This window comes from Allobosea sp. GW821-FHT03A12 (assembly GCF_058986765.1).
The window spans coordinates 320,501-345,211 of the sequence record NZ_JBYSVZ010000004.1 but is presented as its reverse complement, the minus strand read 5'-3'; the positions used below and the strand labels follow the sequence as shown (position 1 = coordinate 345,211).

Below are 24,711 nucleotides of genomic sequence, written 5' to 3'. Positions count from 1 at the left end.
GCCTCCTATCGTTTCGTTTGTTGTTTCTGGCTGCGCTTCAGCCGCATGCGTTCGGCGGGATGGAAACGGGCGTCGCGGCGCAAGGTACCGTCAGCCACATCCCAGTTCGGCGAAACCCAGCTCGACCATCCCAGCGCACCGGAGCGGCCGAGCTGCATCGGCCTGACCTTGCCGACCGGCAGAGCAAGCTCGACATCCCATTCGAACTGCTCGCCGAGATAGAAGAAGACCGCGTCCGCGAGAGGTTCGCAGCGGTCGCCGTTCGGCAGGAAGCGGTTGAACTGCTCGAGGTCGCGCGCGACCAGCTTGACCCGGAACTTGTCCTCGACGCTGTAGACGCTGGCACCGAGCAGGACGTTGCTCCCCAAGGCGCATTGGCCGCGGCCGAGCTTGGTCCGATCCTCTGGGTCGAAGACCAGCCGCATGCCGACGAACTGCTCGACCTCGACCTCGATATCGAAGAGCCCGGCGAGCAGGCTGCGCAGGCGCGAGGCTGACTTGGCCTGCGCGCCGGTAAGCCCGGCATGGGCGAGTTTCTCGGGATCGGGGACGCTGTCGCGGTTCTGGTAGGGCGTGGAGCCCAGGCCCGCCATGCTGCCGACATAGGCGATGAAGCGGTCCTTGTCGGGCCGGTCATGCTGCGCGACCGGCCGCGAATCCGCCCAGGCCCGGTAGAAGAGCTGCAGGAAGCGATTGTTGAAGATGTCGAGGAAGCGCGGGAAGGCGTCGTCGCGGAGAAGCTGCCAATGATAGCTCTCCTCTGTCGTCGCCAGCGGCAGCGCCCCCTGCGGGCCGAGCAGGCCGAGGAACTTGACGAAAACCCGCAAGCGCCCCTGCAGGTCGCGATCGGCCTCGGCAACGGTCGAGGCCGGGAAATCCATATAGGGCTGCTCGCCGAGCGCGACGTATTCGTCGCGCCGCGCGGCGACGTCGCCGATACGCTCGCGTTCCGGGAAGCTGCGCTCGATCCGGCGCAGCACCGCGTAGAAGTCGTGCCGCCAGGGCTCGGACCGCAGCCCTTCGACGAAGGGCGGCTCGACGCGCAGATCGTCGAGCGCGGCCGGCGGCGGCAGGGCTGGCGCGATCTCGCTCACAGGATGCGCCTCGTGCCGGCGCGAGGCGGAAAGCGCATGACCTCGCCGCGCTCGACGGTGCGGATCACCGTCTGGGTGAAATGGTTCATCGCGGCATATTCGGCGAAGAAGCGGTCGAGGATCGCCCCCAGCAGGAAGACGCCGCTGCCCTCGAACGCCTTCTCGTCGAAGAGCACGGTGATCTCGAGTCCGCGGGCGGCGCCCGTTCCGGCCCGCTGCGGGAAGCGCCGGATCACCGGGCGGCTGTCGACGCTCTTGATGCCGCGGATGCGGCGTTCGGTGGCACTGTCGGCGAGGTCGGCGAAAAGCGAGAGCATCTCGCGCAGCGCCTCGGCATTCTCGCCGGCCCCGCGCTGGACAAGGCCGAGATGGTTGAGGCTGAGCAGGTTGATCAGCCGCCAGGTGACGACCCCGGTGCTCGCCGTCTCGGAGCGGAGCCTAAGCTGCGAGACGATCGGCTCGCGCGGCGGGGTCGGCCCGGCGAGGCAGGTCACGTCGAGCACCACATTGTCGATCAGGCGAAAATCGGCGCCGCCGATCCCGGTCGGCAAATGCTCGGTCAAATGACGGTTGGAACATAGCGCCCGGATGCTGAGCTCGGCCACGGCAGAGGCATCGGACACAGTCGCCGGCTCGTAGAGCGAGATGAACATCTCGGTGCCGGTATAGTCGGAGGCCCGTCCCTCGCGGCGCTCGGCCACCGAGCGCCGGCGCGGCAAGCGTCTTTGCGTGTAGAGCAGGCCATGGGTCGGCGAGGCGCCTTCCGGCGATGAATACAGCGGGTGGACCGGCTGCTTGTCGCGGCCCCCGCTATAATGCGCGTAAACGTCGAGGATCGAGTGCGGCTCATAGTCGAGCATGCGGCTGCGATCGGGCACGACATGGTATTCATGCTCGTTCCGGCGCACAGGGATGCGGTCGGTAGTCTTCTCGAACAGGTTCACCGCCGGGGCGGCATAGAGCGCGAACATCTCGCGCTGGACGGCCGCCGGCAGACGCGCGTTGACCTCGTCGAAGACGACGATGATGTCGACCGTCTTGGCTTTGAGCCGGGACATCACCTTGTCGAGGCCGGTCAGCTTGAAGCCGAGGAATTTGCGCGGGAACCAGAACTGCTCGCGCAGCAGGTCGAAGCCGCGGAAGATCCGCGTATCGGCTGGCAGCAGCGCCTCGTCCTCGCCGAAGCCGATCTGTTCCAGCCCGCACTCCGCTCCGGACAGCACCACCGGATCGCCGAATTCGTCGAGATAGCGGAAATAGAGGCCGAGACGATCGGCGAAGATCTGCTCGTAGAGCGCGATCGCATCGGCTTCCGTGCCAAGCAGGTGCACTGTCAGCTCACGCGTCTTGCAGCCGGCAAACCAGCTGGTCGGTAGTTTGCTCGCCTGCTCGGGCGAGGGCTCCTCGGCAGGGTCGCTGGCGATGCGATGGGTCAGCGAGAGGCGCAGGCCCGAGAGCACCCGGCCATCGGCGGGGAGGCCCAGCGCCTGCAATCGGCCGGGCGCGGCAATGTATTCGGCCGAAGCGACGTCGAACGGCCAGAGCGTCACGGGCGAACCCATCCGGTAGCGGCAGGCGACGCGCCGGTCGCGCTCGACATAAGTCGCGTCGAGATAGGAACCGCGCGGCACCTCGACACCTTCGCGCAAGGCCGGATCGCCAAAGGTCGGCGCGATCCCGGCGAGCAGCGCCGAGGGCGTCGGCGCCAGATAGTTCGGGATCAGCTGCTCGAGCAGGTTGTTGGTGAACTCCGGGAACTCATGCTTGAGCTTGAGCTGCACGCGCGCCGCGAGGAACGCAGCGCCTTCGAGCAGGCCACCGACCATCGGATCCATGCGCTCGCCGACCAGACCGCCGAGCCGCTCGGCGATCCCCGGATATTCCTCGGCGAACTCCTTCGTATGCTCGGTGAAGAGCCTGAGCTCGCGATTGTAGAAGTCGAGGAATTCCTGGTTCATTCCGCGCTACCGATTCTTGATCGCGATCTTGCCGGTGTCGAGCTCGACATCGGCGACGAATTGCACAGGAATATTGAGCGGCTCGCAATTGAGATCGGCCCGGACGACGAAGCGGATCTTGAGCTCCGCCTTGTCGAGCGCCTCGTCGCGCTCGACCACGATCGACTGCTTGAGCAGCCTTGGCTCATAGGCGAGCAGGACCTGGGCGAGTTCGGTCTTGATCGCATCGACCCGGTGCTCGTCGATCGACTTGTTCTGGATGTCCGGGAAGCCGCGGTTGAGGATGGAGCGGCGGACGTTCTCGAAGCGCGAAAGATCGGTGGAGGAGCCGAAATTGATCGTATTGACCAGCGTCTCCAGGTCGATCGCGATCTCCTGGCGCAGCTTGCTCTCGGTGATTGCGGTCCGCGGCGCCGCGCGGCGTCCGGCGACCACGCGCTCTCCGCCGGCGTCGCGCAGGTCGAGCTGGACCCTCGCGTCCTTGGCGCGATGCGCCTCGCGGAAGGCGAACATCAGAGGCGGCCGCAACCGGTTCTTCGCCTTGGGGTCGAGCATCTGGGTTGTCCCGAACGAGGCTGCTCAAAACGATGGACCCCTGGCGATCGCTGCCGCGATCGCGAGGAGTCCAGTCGCGACGGGAAAAGGACCCTGCGTCATCGGCGAAAGCCGTTGGCGCAGGGGGCCGTTCCCGATGCCGGGGCCGCTGGAGCGGACCCGGCATCGGCGATGTGTTATTCGGCGTTCTTCTTGAGGTCGTAGGTGCCGGTGATCGCCGAACCGAGCGAGCCGTCCTTGTTCTGCGGCTTGTACTCGAACTTGATCTTGGCGAAATTCAGCGAGAACTGATCGGTCGGAACCGGGTTGCCGCCGGTGCTGTCGCCCGACTGGTAGCTCGACACGAGCAGGTCCTCGAGCGTGACCGTATAGAACTCCTGCTGACCCTTGCCCTGCTTGCGGACGTGCAGCACGGCCTTCTTGATGTGCTCGCCGGTGGAGCACTTCAGCATCAGGGTCGCCGACGCCTTGTTGACGTTGGCCGTGCAGTGCAGGTCCTGGTAGCTCGCCTTGCCGGCGCCGCCGCCGTGCCCGGCGGCATGCGTGCCGGAATTGCTGACGCCCCAGGAGAAGGACTCGATCTCGATCGTGTCCTTGTGCTTGGCGTCCTGGCTTTCGCCCTTGATACCGTCGATCTCCAGATGGAAGTCGCTAGCCATGGTGCTCTCCGATGATTGGCTGTTTCAGGGTGATTTAGGCATAGAACTCGCGTCGCCTGGAGAGCTCCCCCCATGCGTCGCCACTCTCCCTGCGCGATCAGCGCAGGGCCAACTGTTGTCCTGGGGGGCCGGCGCGCCTTAGGGCACGCCTGGGTCTCAGGTCTTGGGCGCCGGCAGGCGCGAGACGAGGCTCAGACCGATATCCATGCCCTCGAGCTGGAAGTGCGGCCGGAGGTAGAACTTGGCCGAATAATAGCCGGGGTTCTCCTCGTCCTCGAAGACGTCGATGCGCGCATCGGACAGGGGCTTGCGCGCCTTCGTCTCCTCGCTGGAGTTCAGCGGATCGCCGTCGACATATTCGGTGATCCACTCCTGCAGCCAGCGACGCAGGGGTTCGCGCTCCTTGTAGGAGCCGATCTTGTCGCGCACCATGCACTTCAGGTAATGCGCGAAGCGCGACACGGCGAACATATAGGGCAGACGCGAGGACAGGTTGTCGGAGGCCGTCGCCGCGACGCCGTCAGGCCCGAAGAAGGCCTTGGGCTTGTAGAGCGACTGCGCGCCGATGAACGCCGCCTTGTCCGTATTCTTGCGGTGGATCAGCGGGATCAGGCCGGACTTGGCCAGTTCCGCCTCGCGGCGGTCGCTGATCGCGATCTCGGTCGGGCACTTCAGGTCGACGCCGCCGTCATCGGTCGGGAAGGTATGGGTCGGCAGGTTGAGGACCTCGCCGCCCGACTGGACGCCGCGGATGCGGGTGCACCAGCCATACTCCTTGAAGGCCCGGTTGATGTTCACCGCCATCGCATAGGCGGCGTTCATCCAGGCGTATTTCTCGCCCTTGTGGCCGTCGGTGTCCTCCTCGAAGGCGAACTCCTCGACCGGCTCGGACTTGGCCCCGTAGGGAACCCGCGCCAGCACCCGCGGCAAGCACAGGCCGACATAGCGGGAGTCGGCTGCATCGCGCAGGCCCTTCCAGGCCGCGTAGTCCGGCGTGTCGAAGACCTTGCCGAGATCGCGCGGGTTGGAGAGCTCCGTCCAGGAGTCCATGCCCATCAAGTTCGGGTCGGCCCCGGTGAAGAAGGGCGCGTGAGCGGCGGCCGCGATCTTCGAGAGATCGCGCAGCAGCTGCACGTCCGTCGGAGCGTGGCTGAAGTGATAGTCGCCGACGAGCGCACCGAAGGGCTGACCGCCGAGCTGCCCGAACTCCTGCTCGTAGAGCTGCTTGAAGAGCGGGCTCTGGTCCCAGCGGGCGCCGGGATAGGTCTTGAGGTTGCGGTAGAGCTCGGTCTTGCCGACGTTCATCACCTTGATCTTCAGCTGCGAGTCAGTCTCGGAGTTGAAGACGAGGTAGTTGAGGCCGCGCCAGGCGCTTTCGAGCTTCTGGAACTCCGGCGCATGCAGCACCTCGTTCATCTGCTCGCTGAGCTTGGCATCGAGCCGGGCGATCATCTCCTCGATCGTGTCGAGCACGTCGCCCTTGATCAGCGTCGAGTCGGCGAGCGCCTGGTTGACCAGGGTCGCGACCGCGTTCTCGACTTCGCTCGCCGCCCGTTCTGTCTTCGGCTTGAAGCTCTGTTTCAGAAGGGCCGAAAAATCGTCGACGCCTTGCGTTTCAGTAGCTGCCGCGCCGGGCTGTTGGATCTGTGTTTCCGCCATGGCCGCCTCGCTCAACCGTTGCTGTCCTGCTTGTCGTCACCAGCCGGCTTTTCGCCGAGCTTATCCTTCAGCGCCGCCATCAGGTTCGGATCGGCGAGAAGGGCCTTGAGCTGGTCGCTGGCCGCGACCTTGCCGTCCATGTAGCGCAGCAGATTGGCGAGCTGCTCGCGCGCCTCCAGCAGCTTGGCCGTCGCCGGAATCTGGCGGGCGATCGCAGCGGGGTTGAAGTCATCGTATTTCTTGAACTTGAGCGACACGGAGAGCTTGTCGCTTCCGTCGCCGAGCTTGTTCGGCACGGCAAAAGCTGCACCGGGCTCGATCGCGGCCATGCGCTGATCGAAATTGTCCATGTCGATGTCGAGGAACTTGCGTTCGCCGACATCCGGCTTCTCGACCGCCGAGGCATTGCCCGAGAGATCAGCGAGAACCCCCATCACGAAGGGCAGCTCGACCTTCTGGTCGGCGTTATAGGGGTCCTCGTAGGTGATATGGACCCGCGGCGGCCTGTTGCGGCGAATGAATTTCTGCCCGGAATCTCCAGCCATAACGGCGCCCCTTCCTTTAGAGGCATCACGCAAGGAGAGCGTGATGCCACGCTTACGATCCAGCTCGCTATACCATACACACTTGCCGACGGCTTGACAGTTCTCGTCGAACTGCTCGCATCGGCTGCGCCAGATCCAGCCAGCTCAGCTTTGCAGGCGGATGACGTCACCGCATCCACCGAACGAATGAGGCGCGGCACTCCTTAGAGGGAGCGTCGCGACTTATTCGCCGCTGCTCTGCCTTATGCCGACGTCAGGGAGGATATCGCCGAGGAGCGAGAGAAAATCTTGCTGCGCCAGCGCACAGGCCTTGTCCATCAGCAGCGGCACCGGATTGGACGGCTCGGCATGGCGGTAGAAGCCGGCGACGGCCTTCATCCGGGCGATCGCTTCGGCCCGGCTCGCGACGGTGATCGCAAGCACCGGCGCAGGCTTTGCGGGGGCGTCCGCCTTGGGTTCGGCCTCGGCCTCCTCTTCCGGCTGCTCGCTCTCGGACTGCTCGCTCTGCGCTTCCTCGTCGGCGTCCTGCGCCTCTTCGTCGTCGGTTTCCTCGGCAACGTCGTCCCCGGCGCTCTCCTCCTCGTCGTCGGAAGAGCTTTCCTCGTCATCATAGGACGAGCTCTCGTCGTCGCCATCGGAGGCATAGTCGTCATTGCCGCTATCGTCGCTGTAGTCGCCGCCGGAGCCATCGCCGCCGAGGCGCTCGAGGGGCAGCTGGTATTTGGTGTCGTCGCCGATCTCGAGCATCGCCTTGTCGACGTGCTCCGGGAACATGATCTGGATCACCTCGATCAGTGACTTGCCGACCAGGCGCTGCGCCTGGCCGATCAGCAGCACGGCCGGGCTCGACGGCTCGGTCCGCCGGAAATAGCCAAGGCAGCCGGCGAGCGCGGCCTGGGCTTCGTCAACGGAGGCGCAGACACCGGGCGGAAGCGCCGCGACGACGATCGTCCCGGTCGCGGCCGCGCTCCCGCCGCCGGCGGCAGGCGCCTCGGCGATTGCAGCGCCCTGCCCGCCCGGCGCCTTCCGTTCGATCGCGGCCTCAAGGAAGGTGATGATCTGCCCGACCAGGCCGGCGAGCCGCGGGAAGGTCACCGCCTGGTCGGCGCCGAGCCGCTCGCTCCAGATCGCGCGCATTCGCGACTGCGCGTCCCGGATCGCGGTGACATGGCCGAGCATCGCTGTCAGGTCGGCGAGCTCCGCCTCCTTCAGCGCCGCATTGATTCCGCCGGCATCTGGATGATCCTCGTCCTCGTCGGCACGCACCTCGCCGGTGGCGACCAGCTGGCTGCGGAAGATCACCGGCCCCAGGCGCTTGCTGGTGAAGATCGGCGCATGCTGCAGGGGCAGAGCGACGGTGGCGTTTTCGTCCAGCGCCTGCAGCGCGACCTCGCGCATGATGAAGTCGCCATCCTCGGCCCTGGGATAGATCTCCTCCCAATAGTCGCCGAGATAGCTCGTGATCAGCCCGAGGCAGCTTGCAAAACCGGCGATGTCGCGGTTGAGCAAGCAGAGCTGGCCCGCGATGACGAAGCCACGCAGGTCACGGCTCTGCTTGAGGATCTTGCCGAGATCGTTGAAAGCCGCCGGAAAATCGATCTTGGAGCGATCGAAGGGCTTCTGCCGCCCTTCGGGGTTGTCGCGGGAGAAATATGATTTCGGCAGCGCCACCTCCAGGCGCGCCAACACATTCATGAACGCCGGATCCGCATCGGGATCGGGGCCGCAGGGATCGTCAGCCGAAATCGGCTTCGCCAGATCAGCGAAATTGAGCGCGGCCATGCCCCCTCACGGTCGATCGAGATTATCGAGCCGGCCGCCTGGCCGTCACTCCACCTGCAGTCGCGTCTCGACCCGGCGGTTGTCGGCCGAGAACTTGTCGGCGACGACGGGCTTGCTCTGGCCGAGGCCGCGCGGGACGAGCTTGGCGGTATCGACGCCGCGCTCACTGAGATAGCGCACGACCGCCTTGGCCCGGCGTTCCGACAGGCTCAGATTGTAGTCCGCCGTGCCGCTGGCGTCGGTGTGTCCCTCGACCAGGAAACTGTTGGCGGAGAGCTGCGGGTCCTTCAGCGCCTTGGCGAACTCATCGAGATTCGACTTCGCCTCGGACTCGAGCACGTCGGAATTGTACTTGAATTTGACCACGAGATCGAAGGCGGTCGGCGGTTTCACGACGTGGCCGGCCTTGTTGCATTCGGCCTCGGTGCCGACGCAAAGGCCGCGCGAAACGCCGAGATTCGGCTTCGCGGCTCCGAAATGCTTGACGATATCGTCCGCCTTGTAGGCTTGGGCCTGCGCAAAAAGCGGCGACAGGACGCAGAAGCCTGCGGCAAGAGCGGCACTAACCATGACAAGGGCCTGCTTGCGCACGGTCTTCCTCCCGTTTAGGTTCGCTGAGGCGGTTGAAGACTGACGGCGCGAATTATGCCTCGCAGCGTTTGCTGCGTCAATAGTCGTCTCTTGTCGCAAGCCACGAGGTTTGGTTGATGGCCGCCGCTCCTGGACAATCGAAAAGACTTGCCTCCTTTACGACACCGTCAGGTCAAGATGTCTTTTCACTTTTAAAGTTTGAAGCGCGCGAAGCTCTCAGCGAATTGTTCGTTTATCAGATCGAAGCCGTGAGCACTTCTCAGGGCGACGTTCTTCAAAATTTAATTGGCGAGAAATGTCACATCAAGATGACGCTGAAGAACGGTGAAGACCGGATCTTCAACGGTATCCTGGTCGAGGCGCAGTGGCTCGGCCGCGAGAAGGATCTCGACCATTACCGCTTCGTGCTGCGGCCCTGGCTCTGGCTGCTCTCGCAGCGCACGGATTGCCGCATCTTCAAGAACAAGACGGCGATCGACATCATCAAGACGATCTTCGGCAAGGAAGACAAGGCGAGCTTCGAGGACCGCGTCAGCGAGCCGCCCCCGGAGATCGACTATTGCGTGCAGTACCGCGAGTCCGACCTCGATTTCGTCCTGCGCCTGATGGAGAAGTACGGCATCTACTATTACTTCAAGCACACCGAGGGAGATCACAAGCTGGTCCTCTCGGATGCCCGCAGCTCCCATGATGCCGTCACTCCCGCGGCCGAGCCGACCTTCACCGGAGCCGGCAGCGCCTATCCTTTCATGCCGACCGACGGGGCGCAGCGACGCCATATCGAGCATCTGACCCAATGGACGGCACAGCGGCGGCTGCGGACCGGCAAGATCGAGCTCAAGGACTATGATTTCGAGAAATCCACCTCGGACCTGACGGCGCGCGCCGAGGACGGCTTCCCGCGTACCAAGTCCTACGAGGCGTTCGACTATCCCGGTGCCTATCTCGATCGCGGCAAGGGCGAGAAGCTCGCCCGCATCCAGGTCCAGGCCGAGCAGGCGCAGGATGAACGGCGGCTCGCCGTCGGCGAGGCTCCCAGCCTCAATCCCGGCACGCTGATGACGCTGACCGATCACCCCGTCGGCTCGGAGGACGCCGAGTTCCTGGTGGTGCGGGCGACGCACAGCTACGGCGTGCAGAGCTATCGCTCGTCGAAGCGCGCCGACCAGGCGATCTATCACGGCTCCTACGAGTTGCAGAAGGCGACCAAGCGCTTCCGCGCCCCGCAGGTGACGCCCGCCCCGCTCCATATCGGCCCCGACACAGCCAAGGTGGTCGGCGAGAAGAACAAGGGTGAGGAAGGCGACGTCGACGTCGACAAGTACGGCCGGGTCTGGCTGCGTTTCCACTGGGACCGCGAGAAGGATTCGACCTCCTGCCGCGTGCGCGTGGCGCAGGCCTGGTCCGGCAAGAACTGGGGCGGCCAGATCATCCCGCGGATCGGCCAGGAAGTCGTCGTCTCCTATATCGGCGGCGATCCTGACCGGCCGATCATCACCGGCGCCGTGGTCAACGACCAGCACATGCCGCCCTACGACCTGCCCGCCAACAAGACCCAGTCCGGCCTGAAATCGGAATCGACCGATGGCGGCGGCAAGTCGGGCAAGTTCAACGAGATCAAGTTCGAGGACCTCGCCGGCAAGGAGGTCTTCTCCATGCAGGCCGAGCGCGACCACAAGACCGAGGTCTTCAATCTCGAGACCCGCGATGTCGGCAAGAAATTCGAGGGTGGCCCGACCGACTTCGCCCGCACGACCCAGATCCTGAGCGGCAGCGACAAGCTGCACGTCAAGCAGGGCAAGCGCTATGTCGAGGCGGCGCTGGAGATCAAGCTGGTCTGCGGCCAGAGCGAGATCACGATGACGCCGACCAACATCACCATCTCCTCGCCGACGATCACGGTGCAGAGCACGGCGAAGACCGAGATCAACGGCGGCGGCAACACGATCATCACCGCCGCCATGATCAAGATCAACTGAGGCCGCGATGTCGAAGCTTCGTTTCAGCACGGCGCTGGAGGTCTTCGAGGCCTTCCCCGCCGCGCGCGAGATCATCCAGACCGCGCCGACCACCGAGCCGCCGTTGAGCTTCCTGCGCAAGCTCGTCGCGGCCGCCGATCACAAGGACGCGATCGGCTTCTGCGCCTTCCTGATGCCGCGCCGAGAGACGGTCTGGTGGGCGCTGCAATGCGTTCAGCGCATGCAGCCAGCCGGAACCCCGGCAGACCCCAGCCTGAAGGCAGCCGAGGCCTGGGTGCGCGACCCGACCGACGAGACGCGCCGCGCAGCTCTGGCGCTCGGCGAAAGCGGCCATCATGCCAACCTCGGCACCTGGGTCGCCCTCGCGGCCGGCTATTCCGGCGGCAGCATGGTCGCGACCCATGCGGTGCCCTCCCCGCCGGACCTGACCGCAAAGACGGCACGGATCGCGGTATTAACCGCACTCGGACGGGTATCCGAGCCAGAGCGCGATGCCGCATTGCGAAATTGCGTCGAAGCATGCATTCGTCTGATCGATGACGAAAGCGGCAGGACGAGAGCGTAGCATGGCCCCGGCGCCGATGCGGCAGCCGGTGTCGAGCTACGACCAGGCGGGCGGCCCGACATGGCGCTGACGCTGACGATCGAGAATCAGGCTTCGCTGCCGGATGGCGGCCCGCTCAGCGTGACGCTGAGCGGCGGGCGCGGGCTCGATATCGGGCGGGACCAGCATCTCGACTGGTGCCTGCCGGATCCGAGCCGCGCCGTTTCCGGGCGCCATTGCGAAGTCCGCTTCAACGACAACGCCTATTGGCTGCGCGACATCTCGACCAACGGCACCTTCGTCAATGGCGGAGCCTACCGGGTGCAGTCGCCCTACCGGCTGCAGCATGGCGACCGGCTCGAAATCGGCCACTACATCATCGCGGTGGCGATCGACGAGGCGGAGCGCGGCGCGCCCGGCCCGGTCGAGCGGACACCGGCGCCGCCGCCTCCCGGCGAATCGCTCTGGGATTCGAACGGCGACGAGGCGCCGCCGATCGCTCGCCGCGACCTGATTCCGCCGCAGAAATACCAACCGGTGCACGCGCCTTTCATCGACTGGGCGGCCGATATCCCGACGCCCTCGGAACCGGCGCAGGTCTATGCCGCACCACCGGCTCCGCCGCCGCCACCATCGCGGCCCGACGAGTTCGCCTGGGCGCCATACCAGGCGCCGCCGGTAGCCGAACCCGAGCCGATCGCGCCGATCCCGACGCCGCGCCGACCGGCCTCCGCCGCATCCGCCGGCAATCCCTGGGACGAGGCGCCGGCCGAGCCGCCGTCGCGCCCGAGCTTCGACGCCCCTTACGAGCCGCCGCCGCGCGCCGCACCCCCGCCGCCTCCACCTCCGGTGGGCGTTCCGGCCGGCGGCCCGTCGATCTCGGCGGCCGAATTCATCGCCCGCTTCGCGCGCGGCGCGGGACTGCCGGTCGAGGAACTGTCCTGGCAGGACCCCGGCGCCTTCGCCGAGCAGACCGGCGCGTTGATGCGCCTGATCGCGATCGAGCTGAAGGCGCTGCTGGCGGCGCGGGCCGAGAGCAAGCGCATCGCGCGCAGCTCCAACCAGACGATGATCCAGGCACAGGACAACAACCCGCTGAAGTTCTCGCCGACGATCGAGGACGCGCTGAAGCTGATCTTCGGCAGGCCGACCAGCGGCTATCTCAACGCCCAGAAGGCGTTCGAGGAGAGCTTCAGGGACCTCAAGGTCCACCAGATCAAGACCTATTCGGCGATGCAGCACGCGCTGCGCATGCTGGTCGAGGACCTCGATCCGCAAGCGGTCGCCGAGGGGCTCGACGCCGGGCGCGGGCTCGACGGCCTGCTCTCCTCGCGCAAGGGCAAGCTTTGGGATGCCTATGTCGCGCGCTGGGAGGCGAAGACCGCCCCCTATGAGGACGGTCTGGTCGACGCCTTCATGCTCTATTTCGCCGAGTGCTACGACCGCGGCGGGCGCTGAGGCCATGCCGTCATTCCGGGGCGCGCCGCAGGCGCGAGCCCGGAACCCATGAACACCCCCCGCTCCGGAGAAAACTCCGTCATTCCGGCCGCAGCGAAGCGGAGTGCCGAAATCCATCGTAGGGAACGGCGCTCTACGATGGATTCCGGAGCTGCGCCGCTTCGCGGCTTGTCCGGAATGACGGAGCTTTTTTCACGATAGCATCGTGGTCATGGGTTCCGGGCCCTTCGCTGCGCGAAGTCCCGGAAAGACGGCGTGTTTCCGCTCGTAACTGATACCGTTCAGCCCAGCGGCACCACCATCCCGTCGCGGATCGTGACCTGGCGATCCATGCGGGCGGCGAGGTCGAGATTATGCGTCGCGATCACCGCCGCCAGGCCCGAGGCACGCGCCAGCGCCACCAGCGTGTTGAAGACGTGCAGCGAGGTATGCGGGTCGAGATTGCCGGTCGGCTCATCGGCCAGCAGCACGCGCGGCGCATTGGCGACGGCGCGGCCGATGGCGACGCGCTGCTGCTCGCCGCCCGACAATTCGCCCGGCAGATGGTCGAGCCGATCGGCTAGGCCGAGGAAGCTCAGCAGCTCGGTCGCGCGCGATTCCGCCTCGGCCTTGCCGAGGCCGCGAATGCGCTGCGGCAGGACGACGTTCTCCAGCGCGGTGAACTCCGGCAGGAGATGGTGGAACTGGTAGACGAAGCCGATCTCGGTGCGCCGTAGCCGGGTCAGGCCCTTGTCATCGAGCTGCGAGGTCGGCACGCCGCCGATGAAGACCTCGCCGGCATCGGGGCTCTCCAGCAGGCCGGCGACATGCAGCAGGGTCGACTTGCCGGTGCCGCTCGGCGCGACCAGCGCCACGAGCTCGCCCGGCCAGATCGCGAAATCGGCCTTGCGCAGGATCTCGAGCGGACCATCGGACTGGGGATAGTAGCGCTCGATCTGGGAGAGGAAGAGCGCGGGGGTCTCGGTTGCCATTCGCTACGCCCTCAGCCCATCCGCAAGGCTTTGACGGGGTCGAGCCGTGCCGCCTTCCAGGCCGGATAGAGCGTCGCCAGCAGCGACAGCACGAGCGTCATCACCACGACGGTGGCAACCTCGCGCCAGTCGATCACCGAGGGGATGTCGCTGAGGAAGCGCACGGTCGGGTCCCAGGGATTGATGCCGAGAATGCTGCTCACGCCCTTGTTGATGGTCTGGATGTTCCTGGCGAAGAGGATACCGAGGACGAACCCAGCGAAGGTACCGAGCACACCGATCGCCGCGCCTGTGATCAGGAAGACCCGCAGCACCGTACCGCGCGAGGCGCCCATGGTGCGCATGATCGCGATGTCCTCGGTCTTGTCCTTCACCAGCATGATCAGGCCGGAGACGATGTTCAGCGTCGCGACCAGCACGATCAGGGTCAGGATGATGAACATGACATTGCGCTCGACCTCGAGCGCGTTGAAGAAGGTGCGATTGCGCTGCCGCCAATCGGATAGCACGAGCGGCCGCGGCGGATCGGCCTCGATCCGGTCACGCACCGCCTGCGTCTGGTCGGGATTGTCGATGAAAACCTCGATGACGTTCACATCGCCGTCGCGGTTGAAATAGGCTTGGCTCTCGGCGAGCGGCATGAAGACGAAGGAGGCATCGAACTCCGACATGCCGATCTCGAAGATCGCCGTGACCGGATAGGCCTTGATCCGTGGCGCCGTGCCGAAGGGCGTCGAGGCGCCGCGCGGAGTGACGATCGTGATGGTGTCGCCGACCTGCAGGCCGAGCGAGCCAGCGAGCCGCCGGCCGATCGCAACGCCGTTGGTTGTGGCGAAGCCGTCCAGCGTGCCCTGGCGGACATTGCCCGCGATGAACGGAATCGACTTGATGTCGTTCTCCGAGATGCCGCGCACCAGGACGCCGCCATTGCCGACCTGCGAGGACGCCAACGCCTGCCCCTCGACCAGCGGAATGGCGAGCTTGATGCCCTGGACCTGGCGCAGCTTGGCCGCGACCTGCTCGTAATCGTCGAGCGGCCGGTCGATCGGCGTCGCGAAGATGTGGCCGTTGACGCCGACGATCTTCTCCAGCAGCTCCTTGCGGAAGCCGTTCATCACCGACATCACGATGATCAGCGTCGCGACGCCGAGCAGGATGCCGAGGAAGGAGAAGCCGGCGATGACAGAGACGAAGCCTTCGCGCCGACGCGTGCGCAGGTAGCGACCGGCGAGCAGCCATTCGAAGCCGGCGAAGGCTTTCGTGCCGGTCGGCACGCTCTCCCGAGCCTCGGAGCCGGCGCTCATGACCGCTCTCCTCCGCTCACGCGTTCGTGCCCTTGCCCGGGAAGCGCGCCAGCGCCGCCTCGAGCGAGACCAGCTCGCGCTCGCCGCCGGCGCGGCGCTTGAGCTCGACCTTGCCCTCGGCCAGCCCCTTCGGGCCGACGATGATCTGCCAGGGGATGCCGATCAGGTCGGCGGTGGCGAACTTGCCGCCAGGGCGCTCGTCGCGGTCGTCATAGACCATGTCATAGCCCTTGGCGGCGAGGCCCTTGTAGAGCTGCTCGCTGGCGGCATCGCTGGCGGCGTCGCCGACCTTGAGGTTGAGCACGGCTATATCGAAGGGCGCGATCTCGTCGGGCCAGACGATGCCGCCCTCGTCATGGCCGGCCTCGATCAGCGCGGCGACGAGACGGCTCGGGCCGATGCCATAGGAGCCGCCATGCAGCAGAACCTGCTGGCCGTCCGGGCCGGTCACGCTCGCGCCCATCGGCTCGGAGTACTTGGTGCCGAAATAGAAGATATGGCCGACCTCGATGCCGCGCGCCGAGACACGCTTATCCTCCGGGATCGCCTCGAAGGCGGCCTTGTCATGCATCTCCTCGGTGGCGGCGTAGAGGCTCGTCCACTTGTCGAAGATGCCCTGCAGGCCGGAGACGCTGTCGAAATCGGTGTCCGCGGATGGCGTGTCGAAAGTCAGGTAGTCGCTGTGGCAGAAGACCTCGCTCTCGCCGGTCGAGGCGAGCACGATGAATTCGTGGGAGAGGTCACCGCCGATCGGGCCGGTATCGGCGCGCATCGGGATCGCCTTCAGGCCGAGCCGGGTGAAGGTGCGCAGATAGGCGGTGAACATGCGGTTGTAGGCATGGCGCGCCGAGTCCTTGTCGAGGTCGAAGGAATAGGCGTCCTTCATCAGGAATTCGCGGCCGCGCATTACGCCGAAGCGCGGGCGGACCTCGTCCCGGAACTTCCACTGTATGTGGTAGAGGTTGAGCGGCAGGTCCTTGTAGGACTTGACGTAAGAGCGGACGATCTCGGTGACCATCTCCTCATTGGTCGGGCCGTAGAGCATGTCGCGATCATGCCGGTCCTTGATCCGCAGCATCTCCTTGCCATAGGCGTCGTAGCGCCCGCTTTCGCGCCAGAGATCGGCCGATTGGATGGTCGGCATCAGGATCTCGATCGCGCCGGAGCGGTTCTGCTCCTCGCGGACGACCGCGCTGATCTTGTTAAGCACGCGCAGGCCGAGCGGCAGCCAGGAATAGATGCCGGCCGATTGCTGGCGGATCATGCCGGCGCGCAGCATCAGCCGGTGCGAGACGATCTCCGCCTCCTTGGGCGTATCGCGCAGGATCGGCAGGAAATAGCGGGACAGGCGCATGGAACACTCGTCGGAGGGGCGATGCGCCAAGCGCGCACCGAGTCAGGTCAGTCCAGAGACACCATCGCCGTTTGCAAATTGCAAACGCTAATGCACATCGCCGGAAGGCAAATGCACATCGATGGCGTTTGCGAAGGCGTCAGCGCTTGGCGAACTTCGCCTTCAGCCTGTCGCTGACAACCGGCGGAACGAAGGCGGAGACGTCGCCGCCCATCGCGGCGATCTGGCGCACCAGGGTCGCGGTGATGTGCCGCGCCTGCGGCGTCGAGGGCAGCAGCACAGTCTGCAGGTCGGGCGCCATGGTGTGGTTCATGCCGGCGAGCTGCATTTCGAGGTCGAGATCGGTGCCATCGCGCAGGCCGCGCACCAAGATAGTGGCGCCGGCGCGCTTGGCCGCGTCGATGGTCAGGTCGGCGAAGGTCGTGACCTCAAGCTCCGTCTTGAACTCGGCGGCGACTGGGCCGGCGATGGCGCGCAGCAACTCGGCCCGCTCCTCGGCGGAGAAGATCGGCGTCTTGCCGGGATGGACGCCGATGGCGAGGACCAGTCTGTCGACCAGCCGGCAAGCGGCCACGATCATGTCGAGATGGCCGTTGGTGACGGGGTCGAACGACCCGGCATAGAAGGCGGTGTGGCTCATGCCCTGAGCGTTAGCCAACGCAAGCTTCCGCGACAAGCCATCAGGCGACGCGCAGCTCGCCGATGACATGGTCGACCCGCGCATTCAGCGCCTGGGCCAGCCCGGTCAGTTCGCTCGCCGCCTTCAGCACCGCGTCGGACGCGCCGGCGGTGTTGCGCGAGGCGAGCGCGACCTGGCTGGTCGCCTGGCCGATCAGCACGATCTCCTGCGTCGCCGCCAAGACGTCGGCGGCGATGGCATGGGCCGCCTCGTGCTGGCGCTGCATGGTTTGGCTGGTGCGGCGTGTCGCCTCGTTCAGCTCCTGCACCAGCGCACGGATGCCGGTGATACCCTCGACCGTCGCGGCGGTCGCCTGGTTCATCGCTTCGATCTGGCGGGCGATGTCCTGCGTCGCATTGGCAGTCTGCGTCGCCAGCGACTTCACCTCGTTGGCGACGACGGCGAAGCCCTTGCCGGCCTCGCCAGCCCGAGCGGCCTCGATGGTGGCGTTGAGCGCCAGCAGATTGGTCTGGCCGGCAATCGCCGAGATCAGCCCGACCACCTCCGAGACCCGCGCCGCGCCATTGGACAGGCCATCGACGATCCGGCTGACCGAATCCGCGTGCGCGCTGGCCTGGCCGGCGGTCGCGTCCGAGGTGAGCACCTCGGCGGCAAGCGCATCGACAGCGCCGAGCAGGTCCTGGGCCGCGCGTTCGATCGACTGCACGCTGCGTATCGCATTGCCGGTCGCTCCGTCGGTATCGGCGGCGCCGGCTTGGGTCTCGCGTGCGCCTTCGGCGAGCTGATGCGCCGTCGTGCCCAGGGTTTGCGCCGAAACGGAGACTGAGGCCGAGACGGTTCTGACCGAGTCTTCGAGCTCGCCCGCCAGCTCGCCGAGCAGCGCGCGGCGGTGCTGCTCGGCCTCGGCCAGGCGGGTCCCCTGCTCGGCCTCCCGGCGCTGCGCCTCGCCGCGCAGGGTTTCGCGGATCATGTCGATCGACTTGGCGATGCCGCCGATCTCGTCGCGGCGTCCGGCTCCGGGAATCGCCTCCTCGGTCCGCCCCGCGGCAACGCCGGCCAGCCTGTCAGAGAGCCGCGCGATCGGACGCGCCACCGACCAGCCGAGCAGGATCGCGATGCCGAACAGCGGCAACAGCACGAGCAAGCCGGCCGAGACGACGGCGCTGCGGATCGTGCCGACCACGGCGAAGGCGTTCTCCTCGGGCTCGGTCAGCCAGAGCAGCCAGCGCCAATCGCCGATCACGACCTCCTCGCCGCTGCCGACGAGCGGGCGGCCGTCATGGCTGGTCATGCGGATGAGCGTATTCCCGGGCTGCCCGGTCAGCCGGCTCCGGTCGAGCGTCTCGCGCGGCGAGGCCGCGTTGCGGCGGGCGGCCGGGTTGGAGCGCATGAAGCCGTCGGAACCGATGACAAAAATCCGCTCGGCGCCGGAGCCGGCCGGGTTGAAGGCGAGGACATCGTCGATCAGGCGTGTATCGACGGCGATGACGATGGTCCCGACCTGTTCGCCGGTGCCGGCCTCGGCGTCGTAGAAGGGCGCTGCCAGGAAGGCGCGCGGATCGCCGCCGACCGGGTCATAGGGCGCAAAGTCGAGCACCACCTGCTCGCCGGCCGCCTTGCCGCGCGCCAGCTCGACCGATTTCGCCAGGCCGGTGCCGGCGAGGTCCTCATCGCTCAGCAGCCGGCCGAATTCCGGCCCCTTGGTGACGCTATAGACCACCCTGCCCTTGCGCGAGACCAAGTAGATGTCGGCGTAGTTGAACTGCTTGAGCGCCGCCGAATAGGTCTCGTGGACCGGCACATGCCGCCAGGAATAGCCGTGCTGGTGCTCGCGGCCGGTGCGGGCGATGCGCTCGGCCTGCGATAGCGAACCATCGCCCTGATAGTAGCCGAGGATGCTTCGATAGTCGTGCTGGCCGAGCTCGAGCCATTTGCCGATCTCGTCGAGCGCCGAAACGGTGAAGGCGCTGCGGGCCTGGACTGCCAGTTCGGCACGCAGCTGCAACCAGCGCCGCTCGATGGCGCGGACATGGCTCTCGGCCAGCGCGTGCATGCGCTCGCGTACGGCGCCCTGCGCCCAGCTGGAGACGGCGAGATAGGCGGACGAGCCCACGGCCAAGGCGGCCAGCAGGGCCAGGGCCAGCATGGCGACCGGAAGCCTGATCCTGAGACTGAACACGAATCAGGTCTCCGCCCGATGTCGACTGGGTCGGAACAGCCAACACGAGCGCGGTTAACGTTGCTTGAAGCGCGGGATGCGCCGCAACGGCCCTACAAGACGCCGGGCAGCGGCGCCAAGGCGGCGAGCGCGGCGGCGCCGCCGAGGACGAGAGCGAGCAGCGCGACGTTGGCGGCTGCGAGCGACACCCGGCGCGGGCGCCGGGCCAGAGAGTCGAACTGCATGGGTGCTCTTTGCGAATCAGTGCGTTACCCTGCCCTCTGCATGGCGGAGGCGCCCGGCCATGCCGTGACGGAAACATGGAGAAACCATGGCCCTGCCCCAGGGGCAGCCATGACCGCTCCGGCCGATGCCGACGAATTCCCGCATCCGGCGGTTTCCAGTGACGGCGAAAGCGCGCTAAACCCCGCCCGCCATGCTGACCCTCAACGACATCACCTATCGCCTCGGCGAACGCCTGCTGCTGGACAAGGCCAGCGCCTTCCTGCCCACCGGCTCGCGCGTCGGCCTCGTCGGCCGCAACGGCACCGGCAAGACGACGCTGTTCCGCATCATCACCGGCGACCTTTCGCCCGAGGGCGGCAATGTCGCCCTGCCCAAGGGCATGCGCATCGGCGGGGTGGCGCAGGAGGCTCCGAGCGGCCCAGAAACGCTGATCGAGGTCGTGCTGGCCGCCGATACCGAGCGCGCGGCGCTGATGAAGGAAGCGCAGAGCGCGACCGATCCGATGCGGATCGCCGAGATCGAGACGCGGCTCGCCGATATCAGCGCCCATTCCGCCCCGGCGCGGGCTGCGACCGTGCTGTACGGGCTCGGCTTCGACGAGGAGGCGCAGCAGCGCCCCTGCTCCGATTTCTCCGGTGGCTGGCGCATGCGCGTCGCGCTCGCGGCCGTGCTGTTCTCCGAGCCCGATTTGTTGCTGCTCGACGAGCCGACCAATTATCTCGACCTCGAAGGCACGCTCTGGCTCTACGACTATCTCGAGCGCTACCCGCATACCGTGCTGGTCGTCAGCCACGATCGCGAGCTGCTCGACACCTGCGTCGACCACATCCTCCATCTCGACCAGGGCAAGCTGACGATCTATCGCGGCGGCTACAGCGATTTCGAGAAGCTGCGGGCCGAGAAGCAGGCCCATCTCGCCAAGGCGCGCGAGAAGCAGGAGGCCGAGCGCAAGCACCTGCAGGCCTTCGTCGACCGCTTCAAGGCCAAGGCCTCGAAGGCGAGCCAGGCGCAATCGCGCGTCAAGCGGCTGGAGAAGATGCAGGAGATCGCGGTCATCCAGGATCGCGACGTCCAGCCTTTCAACTTCCCCGCCCCGGAGCGGCCGCTCTCGCCGCCGATGATCGTGCTGGAGAGCGCCAGCGCCGGCTATGGCGAGCGCAAGGTGCTGCAGCGGCTCAACCTGTCACTGGCGCCTGACGACCGCATCGCCCTGCTTGGGGCCAACGGCAACGGCAAGTCGACCTTCTGCAAGCTGATCGGCGGGCGGATGGCGCCGCTCTCGGGCGAAATGCGGCGCTCCTCCAAGCTGGAGACCGCCTATTTCGCCCAGCACCAGCTCGACGAGTTGCGGATGGAAGACACGCCGGTCGGCCATATCCGCGAGTTGATGCCGGATGCACCGGAAGCGCGCGTCAGGGCGCGGACCGCGCAAGTCGGCTTTCCCGCCAACAAGGCCGACACGCCGGTGAAGAACCTCTCCGGAGGCGAGAAGGCGCGCCTGATGCTCGGGATCGCCACCTTCGGCGGCCCGCATCTGCTGATCTTGGACGAGCCGACCAACCATCTCGACATCGACAGCCGCACCGCGCTGGTCAAGGCGATCAACGACTATCCCGGCGCCGTCATCCTGGTCAGCCACGACCGCTTCCTGATCGAGGCCTGCGCCGACCGGCTCTGGCTGGTCGGGGACGGCACGGTGAAGAGCTTCGACGGAGACATGGACGACTATCGCGACTACGTGCTCGGTCGCGACAAGCCGGCCCAGCGCAAGGCGGAAGCGGAAGGCTCCAGCAAGGCCGAGGAGCGCAAGGGCGCGGCAGCCAAGCGCCAGGCGCAAGGACCACTCAGGCAGAAGCTCAATCTCGCCGAAGCGCGCATCGCCAAGCTGACTGGGCTGATCGAGAAGGTCGACGGCGCGCTCGCGAACGGCGCCTTCTCGCGCGAGCCCGAGAAGGCGCTCCAGCTCTCGCGCCAGCGCGGCGAATTGACCGAGGCGCTGGCCGCGGCCGAGGAGGAATGGCTGATGCTGAGCGAGGAGCTGGAGAGCGCCTGAGGCGCTCTCAGGGCAGCGGCGCGAGCTTGAGGCCGAGCTCCCTGACCTGCGTCGGAGTGAGCTTCTTGATTGCGACGCGGGTGGTGTAGCTGCCGTGCATCTGCCCGCCCGACATGTAATTCCAGTCGCTGACCATCGCGCTGCCGGCGCGGTAGCTGTCGCCCCGGTTCAGATTGTCGAGATGGACGGGATCGTTGGCGATCTTGCCGATGAAGACATCGCCTTCGACGGCGGTCAGGTTCATCCAGATATGTTCTCGCCCGCGGTCATAGGGAATCGCGACCTTCACGGCGTGACGCTCGCCGGTGCCGGCGCGATAGAGCGCGACGAAATCCGGCAGCGTCTTGCGGGCTTCCGCGATCGCGCGGTTCATCTCGCGATCGGAAGAACGAAAATCGATCACCTGGGCCGTTACAGGCAAGGCCATGAGCGCGGCGCCCAAAAGCCCCAGGCCACCGAATACCGTCCGGCTCAGCCGCTGAACCTGCATCTCGACACTCCCGTCTCTGCGCGATCGCCCGTTCCGATCACCTCATCAACGAGCCAATCGATCGAACGGTTGCCTTGGTCACGTCAGAGGCGGATTCCTCGGCCGATGGACTTCGGCGTCAGCCCTGCTGTTCGGGCTGGCCTGGCTTGACGATCCGGCCCAGGCGGTTGTCGGTGAACATGTAGATCTCGCGATTGCCCGGCTCGGAATAGAGCACCTGCACCTCGCGCTGGCCCTTGCCATTATCGCCGATCAGGACGTCGGTCGGCCGCTTGTTCTTCAGCCTGACGAGCTCGCATTCGGTGATGCCGACCGCGATCTCCTTCGGCAGTGGGCGGGTAGAGGGATCAAGCGAAACGTCGGCGCTGCACTCGCCCTCCGGCGTCAGCATCGCCTCCTGCGTCGAGACGCGGGCCGAGGCGCTGCTGGTGCGGGTGCCGCGCTCGTTCGAGACGAAGGAAAACCCGCCCATGTCGACGGAGCAGCCGGCAAGCGTCGCCGCCAAGACAGGGACGGCGACCAGGGCAACAGGAACTTTCACGCTTTCTTCTCCCAGCGGCCAGTCTCGTCCTGCTGCCAATAGGTGGCGGCAATGCCGAGCGTCCGCAGCTTTTTCCAGTCTTCACGAGCCGAGGCGAGCGCATCGGGATCGTCGCCATCGAACATCAGGATGACGCGCTCGTAGGCGTCCAATGCGTCGGGAATGCGGACACCGTCAACGCAGAAGCGCACCTGCGCGCCGTTCGGATTGTCGGCGGCCGTGGTGAGCACGATTGGATTGGCCGCCGCGTCCGGCTCTGCGGCCGTCGCATGCGGCAGGAAGGATTCGTCCGCATAGGTCCAGAGCCGGTCGTCGAGCCCGGCCAGGCGCTCGCGGCTCGACAACTCCACCACCGCCTTCCAGCCACGGGCGAGCGAACGCTCGAGCAAGGTCGGCAAGACCTGCTCGAGCGGGCGTCCCTGCAGATGGTAGAACAGAACTTCGGCCATAAGGTGAGCCAGTTCAACCCTTTGCGAGATTCGGCTGATAGGCCGAATCAGCTTTCGTAGTGATCCGCCACTAGCCGGTCGAGCAGGCGCACACCCCAGCCCGAGCCCCAGGACCGGTTGGTTTCGCTGTTCGGCGAGCCCATGCCGGTGCCGGCGATGTCGAGATGCGCCCAGGGCGTGTCGTTGACATGGCGCTGCAGGAACTGCGCCGCCGTGATCGAACCGCCATGACGGCCGGCCGAGTTTTTCATGTCGGCGAACTTGGAATCGATCATCTTATCGTAAGCCGCCGAAAGCGGCATCCGCCAGACGGTCTCGCCGGTCGCCTTGCCGGCGGCGAAGAGCCGCTCCGACAATTCGTCATTGTTGGAGAACAGGCCGGCATTCTCCTGCGCCAGCGCGACCAGGATCGCGCCGGTCAGCGTTGCCAGGTTGACCATGAAGGCCGGCTTGAAGCGCTCCTGCGTGTACCAGAGCACGTCGGCGAGAACGAGCCGGCCCTCGGCGTCGGTGTTGATGATCTCGATGGTCTGCCCGGAGAGCGAGGTGACGATGTCACCCGGCCGCTGAGCCTTGCCGTCCGGCATGTTCTCGACCAAGCCGATCACGCCGACGGCGTTGACCTTGGCCTTGCGGGCGGCCAGCGCCTGCATCAGCCCGGTGACGCAGGCAGCGCCGGCCATGTCGCCCTTCATGTCCTCCATGCCGCCGGCCGGCTTGATCGAGATGCCGCCGGTGTCGAAGGTCACGCCCTTGCCGACGAAGGCGACCGGCTTGTCGCCCTTGGCGCCGCCGTTCCAGCGCATCACCACGACGCGGCTCTCGCGATGCGAGCCCTGGCCGACGCCGAGCAGCGCCCGCATGCCGATCTTCTTCAATTCCTTCTCGTCGAGGATCTCGACCTCGACGCCGAGCTTCTCGAGCTTGCCGGCGCGTTCGGCGAACTCCTCGGGGAAGAGCACGTTCGGCGGCTCGTTCACGAGGTCGCGAGCGAGCTCGACGCCGCCGGCGATCGCCTCGCGCGCCTTCAGTGCCTTCCTGACCGCGGCCGGGTCATCGACGCGCAGCGTCACCGTCTTCGGCTCGGACTGGTCCTTGTCCCGGCTCTTGGTCTTGTAGCGGTCGAAGGCGTAGCTCCTGAGCCGCAGGCCGAGCCCGATCTCGGCGACCTCGCCCGCCGACAGTTCGCCCTCGGGCAGCGCGGCGATGACGTCGGCGCTGCGGCCATGGCCGAACCGGCCGGCAATGGCGCCACCGAGCGCGGCGAAATCGAGCTTGCTGCGCTCCGATTCCGGGCCGGTCCCGACCAGGATCAGGCGCTCATAGCCCGCATCCTCCGGGGCGAGCAGCGTCAATCCGGACAGCGCCTTGCCCTTGAAGCGCTCTGCGGCGGCTGCACGGGCGATCAAGGCATGGGCCCCCGAGCCGATCCAGTCCTCGGCTATCTTCGGCGACGACAGCCTGTCCGAGACGAGGATGACCAGATCCTCCCCGGCAATGGCGTTCAGGGCTTTGACCTCAAGCTTCAGGCGCTGCGACATCGACGGCTCACGAGTTGCGGAAAAGTGACTTGCGGGGCGCCGACCCCGGAAGGCCAGCAAAGGCCACAAACGATTCCCGTTTGCGCCATGATCGAAGCTATACCATAGGGAGTTCGAGGCGAGCCGTCCAAGGGAAGCGC

22 protein-coding genes are annotated in these 24,711 nt (G+C 66.4%); 4 read left to right on the top strand and 18 right to left on the bottom strand.

From position 1 onward, the window contains the following. Positions 1-5: 5 nt before the first annotated feature. The 8 genes from tssG to AC3WLC_RS15855 form a co-directional block, all read right to left on the bottom strand. On the bottom strand, positions 6-1,094 hold the full coding sequence (gene tssG / locus AC3WLC_RS15890) for a type VI secretion system baseplate subunit TssG (RefSeq protein ID WP_493684891.1): 1,089 nt from the start codon (positions 1,092-1,094) through the stop codon (positions 6-8). Continuing rightward, a complete protein-coding gene (tssF, locus tag AC3WLC_RS15885) occupies positions 1,091-3,052 on the bottom strand; it encodes a type VI secretion system baseplate subunit TssF (RefSeq protein WP_493684890.1) in 1,962 nt (653 codons plus the stop codon). The genes tssG and tssF overlap by 4 nt, the downstream gene beginning before the upstream one ends. Before the next feature lie 6 nt (positions 3,053-3,058). Continuing rightward, a complete protein-coding gene (locus tag AC3WLC_RS15880) occupies positions 3,059-3,607 on the bottom strand; it encodes a type VI secretion system baseplate subunit TssE (protein WP_493684889.1) in 549 nt (182 codons plus the stop codon). 176 nt (positions 3,608-3,783) lie between these two features. Further along, positions 3,784-4,266, bottom strand: coding sequence for an Hcp family type VI secretion system effector (locus AC3WLC_RS15875; protein ID WP_493684888.1), 483 nt, complete (start codon positions 4,264-4,266; stop codon positions 3,784-3,786). Positions 4,267-4,422: 156 nt separating this feature from the next. Further along, the gene (gene tssC, locus AC3WLC_RS15870; RefSeq protein ID WP_493684887.1) at positions 4,423-5,925 is read right to left on the bottom strand and encodes a type VI secretion system contractile sheath large subunit; all 1,503 of its coding nucleotides are present in this window, start codon (positions 5,923-5,925) and stop codon (positions 4,423-4,425) included. Between the two features lie 11 nt (positions 5,926-5,936). Beyond that, entirely contained in the window at positions 5,937-6,470 is a 534-nt protein-coding gene (tssB, locus tag AC3WLC_RS15865; protein WP_493684886.1) for a type VI secretion system contractile sheath small subunit, read from the bottom strand. Between the two features lie 222 nt (positions 6,471-6,692). After that, positions 6,693-8,252, bottom strand: coding sequence for a type VI secretion system protein TssA (locus AC3WLC_RS15860; protein WP_493684885.1), 1,560 nt, complete (start codon positions 8,250-8,252; stop codon positions 6,693-6,695). Positions 8,253-8,297: 45 nt separating this feature from the next. Beyond that, on the bottom strand, positions 8,298-8,843 hold the full coding sequence (locus AC3WLC_RS15855) for an OmpA family protein (RefSeq protein WP_493684884.1): 546 nt from the start codon (positions 8,841-8,843) through the stop codon (positions 8,298-8,300). Between the two features lie 116 nt (positions 8,844-8,959). On the opposite strand from AC3WLC_RS15855, the gene AC3WLC_RS15850 reads away from it, so the two are divergent. The 3 genes from AC3WLC_RS15850 to tagH are packed head-to-tail and all read left to right on the top strand — an operon-like array spanning position 8,960 to position 12,824. Continuing rightward, complete coding sequence (locus AC3WLC_RS15850; protein WP_493684883.1) at positions 8,960-10,822, top strand: type VI secretion system Vgr family protein; 1,863 nt, start codon at positions 8,960-8,962, stop codon at positions 10,820-10,822. 7 nt (positions 10,823-10,829) lie between these two features. Further along, positions 10,830-11,387 carry a DUF6931 family protein gene (locus AC3WLC_RS15845; protein WP_493684882.1) on the top strand — a complete coding sequence of 186 codons (558 nt, stop codon included), beginning with the start codon at positions 10,830-10,832 and terminating at the stop codon, positions 11,385-11,387. Between the two features lie 60 nt (positions 11,388-11,447). Then, complete coding sequence (tagH, locus tag AC3WLC_RS15840; RefSeq protein ID WP_493684881.1) at positions 11,448-12,824, top strand: type VI secretion system-associated FHA domain protein TagH; 1,377 nt, start codon at positions 11,448-11,450, stop codon at positions 12,822-12,824. 281 nt (positions 12,825-13,105) lie between these two features. On the opposite strand, the gene AC3WLC_RS15835 is transcribed toward tagH, so the two are convergent. The 6 genes from AC3WLC_RS15835 to AC3WLC_RS15810 all read right to left on the bottom strand — a co-directional run bounded on the left by AC3WLC_RS15835 (position 13,106) and on the right by AC3WLC_RS15810 (position 19,496). Then, on the bottom strand, positions 13,106-13,795 hold the full coding sequence (locus AC3WLC_RS15835) for an ABC transporter ATP-binding protein (protein ID WP_493684880.1): 690 nt from the start codon (positions 13,793-13,795) through the stop codon (positions 13,106-13,108). Between the two features lie 11 nt (positions 13,796-13,806). After that, a complete protein-coding gene (locus AC3WLC_RS15830) occupies positions 13,807-15,099 on the bottom strand; it encodes a lipoprotein-releasing ABC transporter permease subunit (RefSeq protein WP_493684879.1) in 1,293 nt (430 codons plus the stop codon). A gap of 16 nt (positions 15,100-15,115) precedes the next feature. Then, positions 15,116-16,453: a proline--tRNA ligase gene (gene proS / locus AC3WLC_RS15825; protein WP_493684878.1), complete on the bottom strand. Its 1,338-nt coding sequence runs from the start codon at positions 16,451-16,453 to the stop codon at positions 15,116-15,118. A 139-nt stretch (positions 16,454-16,592) separates the two neighbouring features. Then, complete coding sequence (gene coaD / locus AC3WLC_RS15820) at positions 16,593-17,093, bottom strand: pantetheine-phosphate adenylyltransferase (protein WP_493684877.1); 501 nt, start codon at positions 17,091-17,093, stop codon at positions 16,593-16,595. A 40-nt stretch (positions 17,094-17,133) separates the two neighbouring features. After that, positions 17,134-19,272, bottom strand: coding sequence for a methyl-accepting chemotaxis protein (locus tag AC3WLC_RS15815; protein ID WP_493684876.1), 2,139 nt, complete (start codon positions 19,270-19,272; stop codon positions 17,134-17,136). Positions 19,273-19,364: 92 nt separating this feature from the next. Next, on the bottom strand, positions 19,365-19,496 hold the full coding sequence (locus AC3WLC_RS15810; protein ID WP_493684875.1) for a hypothetical protein: 132 nt from the start codon (positions 19,494-19,496) through the stop codon (positions 19,365-19,367). A 191-nt stretch (positions 19,497-19,687) separates the two neighbouring features. On the opposite strand from AC3WLC_RS15810, the gene abc-f reads away from it, so the two are divergent. Beyond that, on the top strand, positions 19,688-21,550 hold the full coding sequence (gene abc-f / locus AC3WLC_RS15805) for a ribosomal protection-like ABC-F family protein (RefSeq protein ID WP_493684874.1): 1,863 nt from the start codon (positions 19,688-19,690) through the stop codon (positions 21,548-21,550). A 7-nt stretch (positions 21,551-21,557) separates the two neighbouring features. Here abc-f and AC3WLC_RS15800 read toward each other — a convergent pair whose 3' ends face one another. The 4 genes from AC3WLC_RS15800 to AC3WLC_RS15785 all read right to left on the bottom strand — a co-directional run bounded on the left by AC3WLC_RS15800 (position 21,558) and on the right by AC3WLC_RS15785 (position 24,571). Then, positions 21,558-21,923 (bottom strand): DUF2314 domain-containing protein, encoded by a 366-nt coding sequence (locus tag AC3WLC_RS15800; protein WP_493684873.1) that lies wholly within the window; start codon positions 21,921-21,923, stop codon positions 21,558-21,560. A gap of 235 nt (positions 21,924-22,158) precedes the next feature. After that, the gene (locus AC3WLC_RS15795) at positions 22,159-22,581 is read right to left on the bottom strand and encodes a hypothetical protein (protein ID WP_493684872.1); all 423 of its coding nucleotides are present in this window, start codon (positions 22,579-22,581) and stop codon (positions 22,159-22,161) included. After that, positions 22,578-23,030, bottom strand: coding sequence for a DNA polymerase III subunit chi (locus AC3WLC_RS15790; RefSeq protein WP_346360244.1), 453 nt, complete (start codon positions 23,028-23,030; stop codon positions 22,578-22,580). Before AC3WLC_RS15790 ends, AC3WLC_RS15795 begins: the two co-directional genes overlap by 4 nt. A gap of 47 nt (positions 23,031-23,077) precedes the next feature. After that, positions 23,078-24,571 carry a leucyl aminopeptidase gene (locus tag AC3WLC_RS15785; protein WP_493684871.1) on the bottom strand — a complete coding sequence of 498 codons (1,494 nt, stop codon included), beginning with the start codon at positions 24,569-24,571 and terminating at the stop codon, positions 23,078-23,080. Positions 24,572-24,711 lie beyond the last annotated feature (140 nt).

Bases quoted from the DNA above. Each gene is read 5' to 3' on its own strand.
- AC3WLC_RS15875 (WP_493684888.1), bottom strand. From the start codon at position 4,266: ATGGCTAGCGACTTCCATCTGGAGATCGACGGTATCAAGGGCGAAAGC.
- AC3WLC_RS15880 (WP_493684889.1), bottom strand. From the start codon at position 3,607: ATGCTCGACCCCAAGGCGAAGAACCGGTTGCGGCCGCCTCTGATGTTC.
- AC3WLC_RS15785 (WP_493684871.1), bottom strand. From the start codon at position 24,571: ATGTCGCAGCGCCTGAAGCTTGAGGTCAAAGCCCTGAACGCCATTGCC.
- tssF (WP_493684890.1), bottom strand. From the start codon at position 3,052: ATGAACCAGGAATTCCTCGACTTCTACAATCGCGAGCTCAGGCTCTTC.
- tssC (WP_493684887.1), bottom strand. From the start codon at position 5,925: ATGGCGGAAACACAGATCCAACAGCCCGGCGCGGCAGCTACTGAAACG.
- AC3WLC_RS15810 (WP_493684875.1), bottom strand. From the start codon at position 19,496: ATGCAGTTCGACTCTCTGGCCCGGCGCCCGCGCCGGGTGTCGCTCGCA.
- AC3WLC_RS15800 (WP_493684873.1), bottom strand. From the start codon at position 21,923: ATGAACCGCGCGATCGCGGAAGCCCGCAAGACGCTGCCGGATTTCGTC.
- coaD (WP_493684877.1), bottom strand. From the start codon at position 17,093: ATGAGCCACACCGCCTTCTATGCCGGGTCGTTCGACCCCGTCACCAAC.
- AC3WLC_RS15850 (WP_493684883.1), top strand. From the start codon at position 8,960: ATGGCCGCCGCTCCTGGACAATCGAAAAGACTTGCCTCCTTTACGACA.
- AC3WLC_RS15790 (WP_346360244.1), bottom strand. From the start codon at position 23,030: ATGGCCGAAGTTCTGTTCTACCATCTGCAGGGACGCCCGCTCGAGCAG.
- proS (WP_493684878.1), bottom strand. From the start codon at position 16,453: ATGCGCCTGTCCCGCTATTTCCTGCCGATCCTGCGCGATACGCCCAAG.
- AC3WLC_RS15835 (WP_493684880.1), bottom strand. From the start codon at position 13,795: ATGGCAACCGAGACCCCCGCGCTCTTCCTCTCCCAGATCGAGCGCTAC.
- AC3WLC_RS15860 (WP_493684885.1), bottom strand. From the start codon at position 8,252: ATGGCCGCGCTCAATTTCGCTGATCTGGCGAAGCCGATTTCGGCTGAC.
- abc-f (WP_493684874.1), top strand. From the start codon at position 19,688: ATGCTGACCCTCAACGACATCACCTATCGCCTCGGCGAACGCCTGCTG.
- AC3WLC_RS15830 (WP_493684879.1), bottom strand. From the start codon at position 15,099: ATGAGCGCCGGCTCCGAGGCTCGGGAGAGCGTGCCGACCGGCACGAAA.
- tssB (WP_493684886.1), bottom strand. From the start codon at position 6,470: ATGGCTGGAGATTCCGGGCAGAAATTCATTCGCCGCAACAGGCCGCCG.
- AC3WLC_RS15845 (WP_493684882.1), top strand. From the start codon at position 10,830: ATGTCGAAGCTTCGTTTCAGCACGGCGCTGGAGGTCTTCGAGGCCTTC.
- tagH (WP_493684881.1), top strand. From the start codon at position 11,448: ATGGCGCTGACGCTGACGATCGAGAATCAGGCTTCGCTGCCGGATGGC.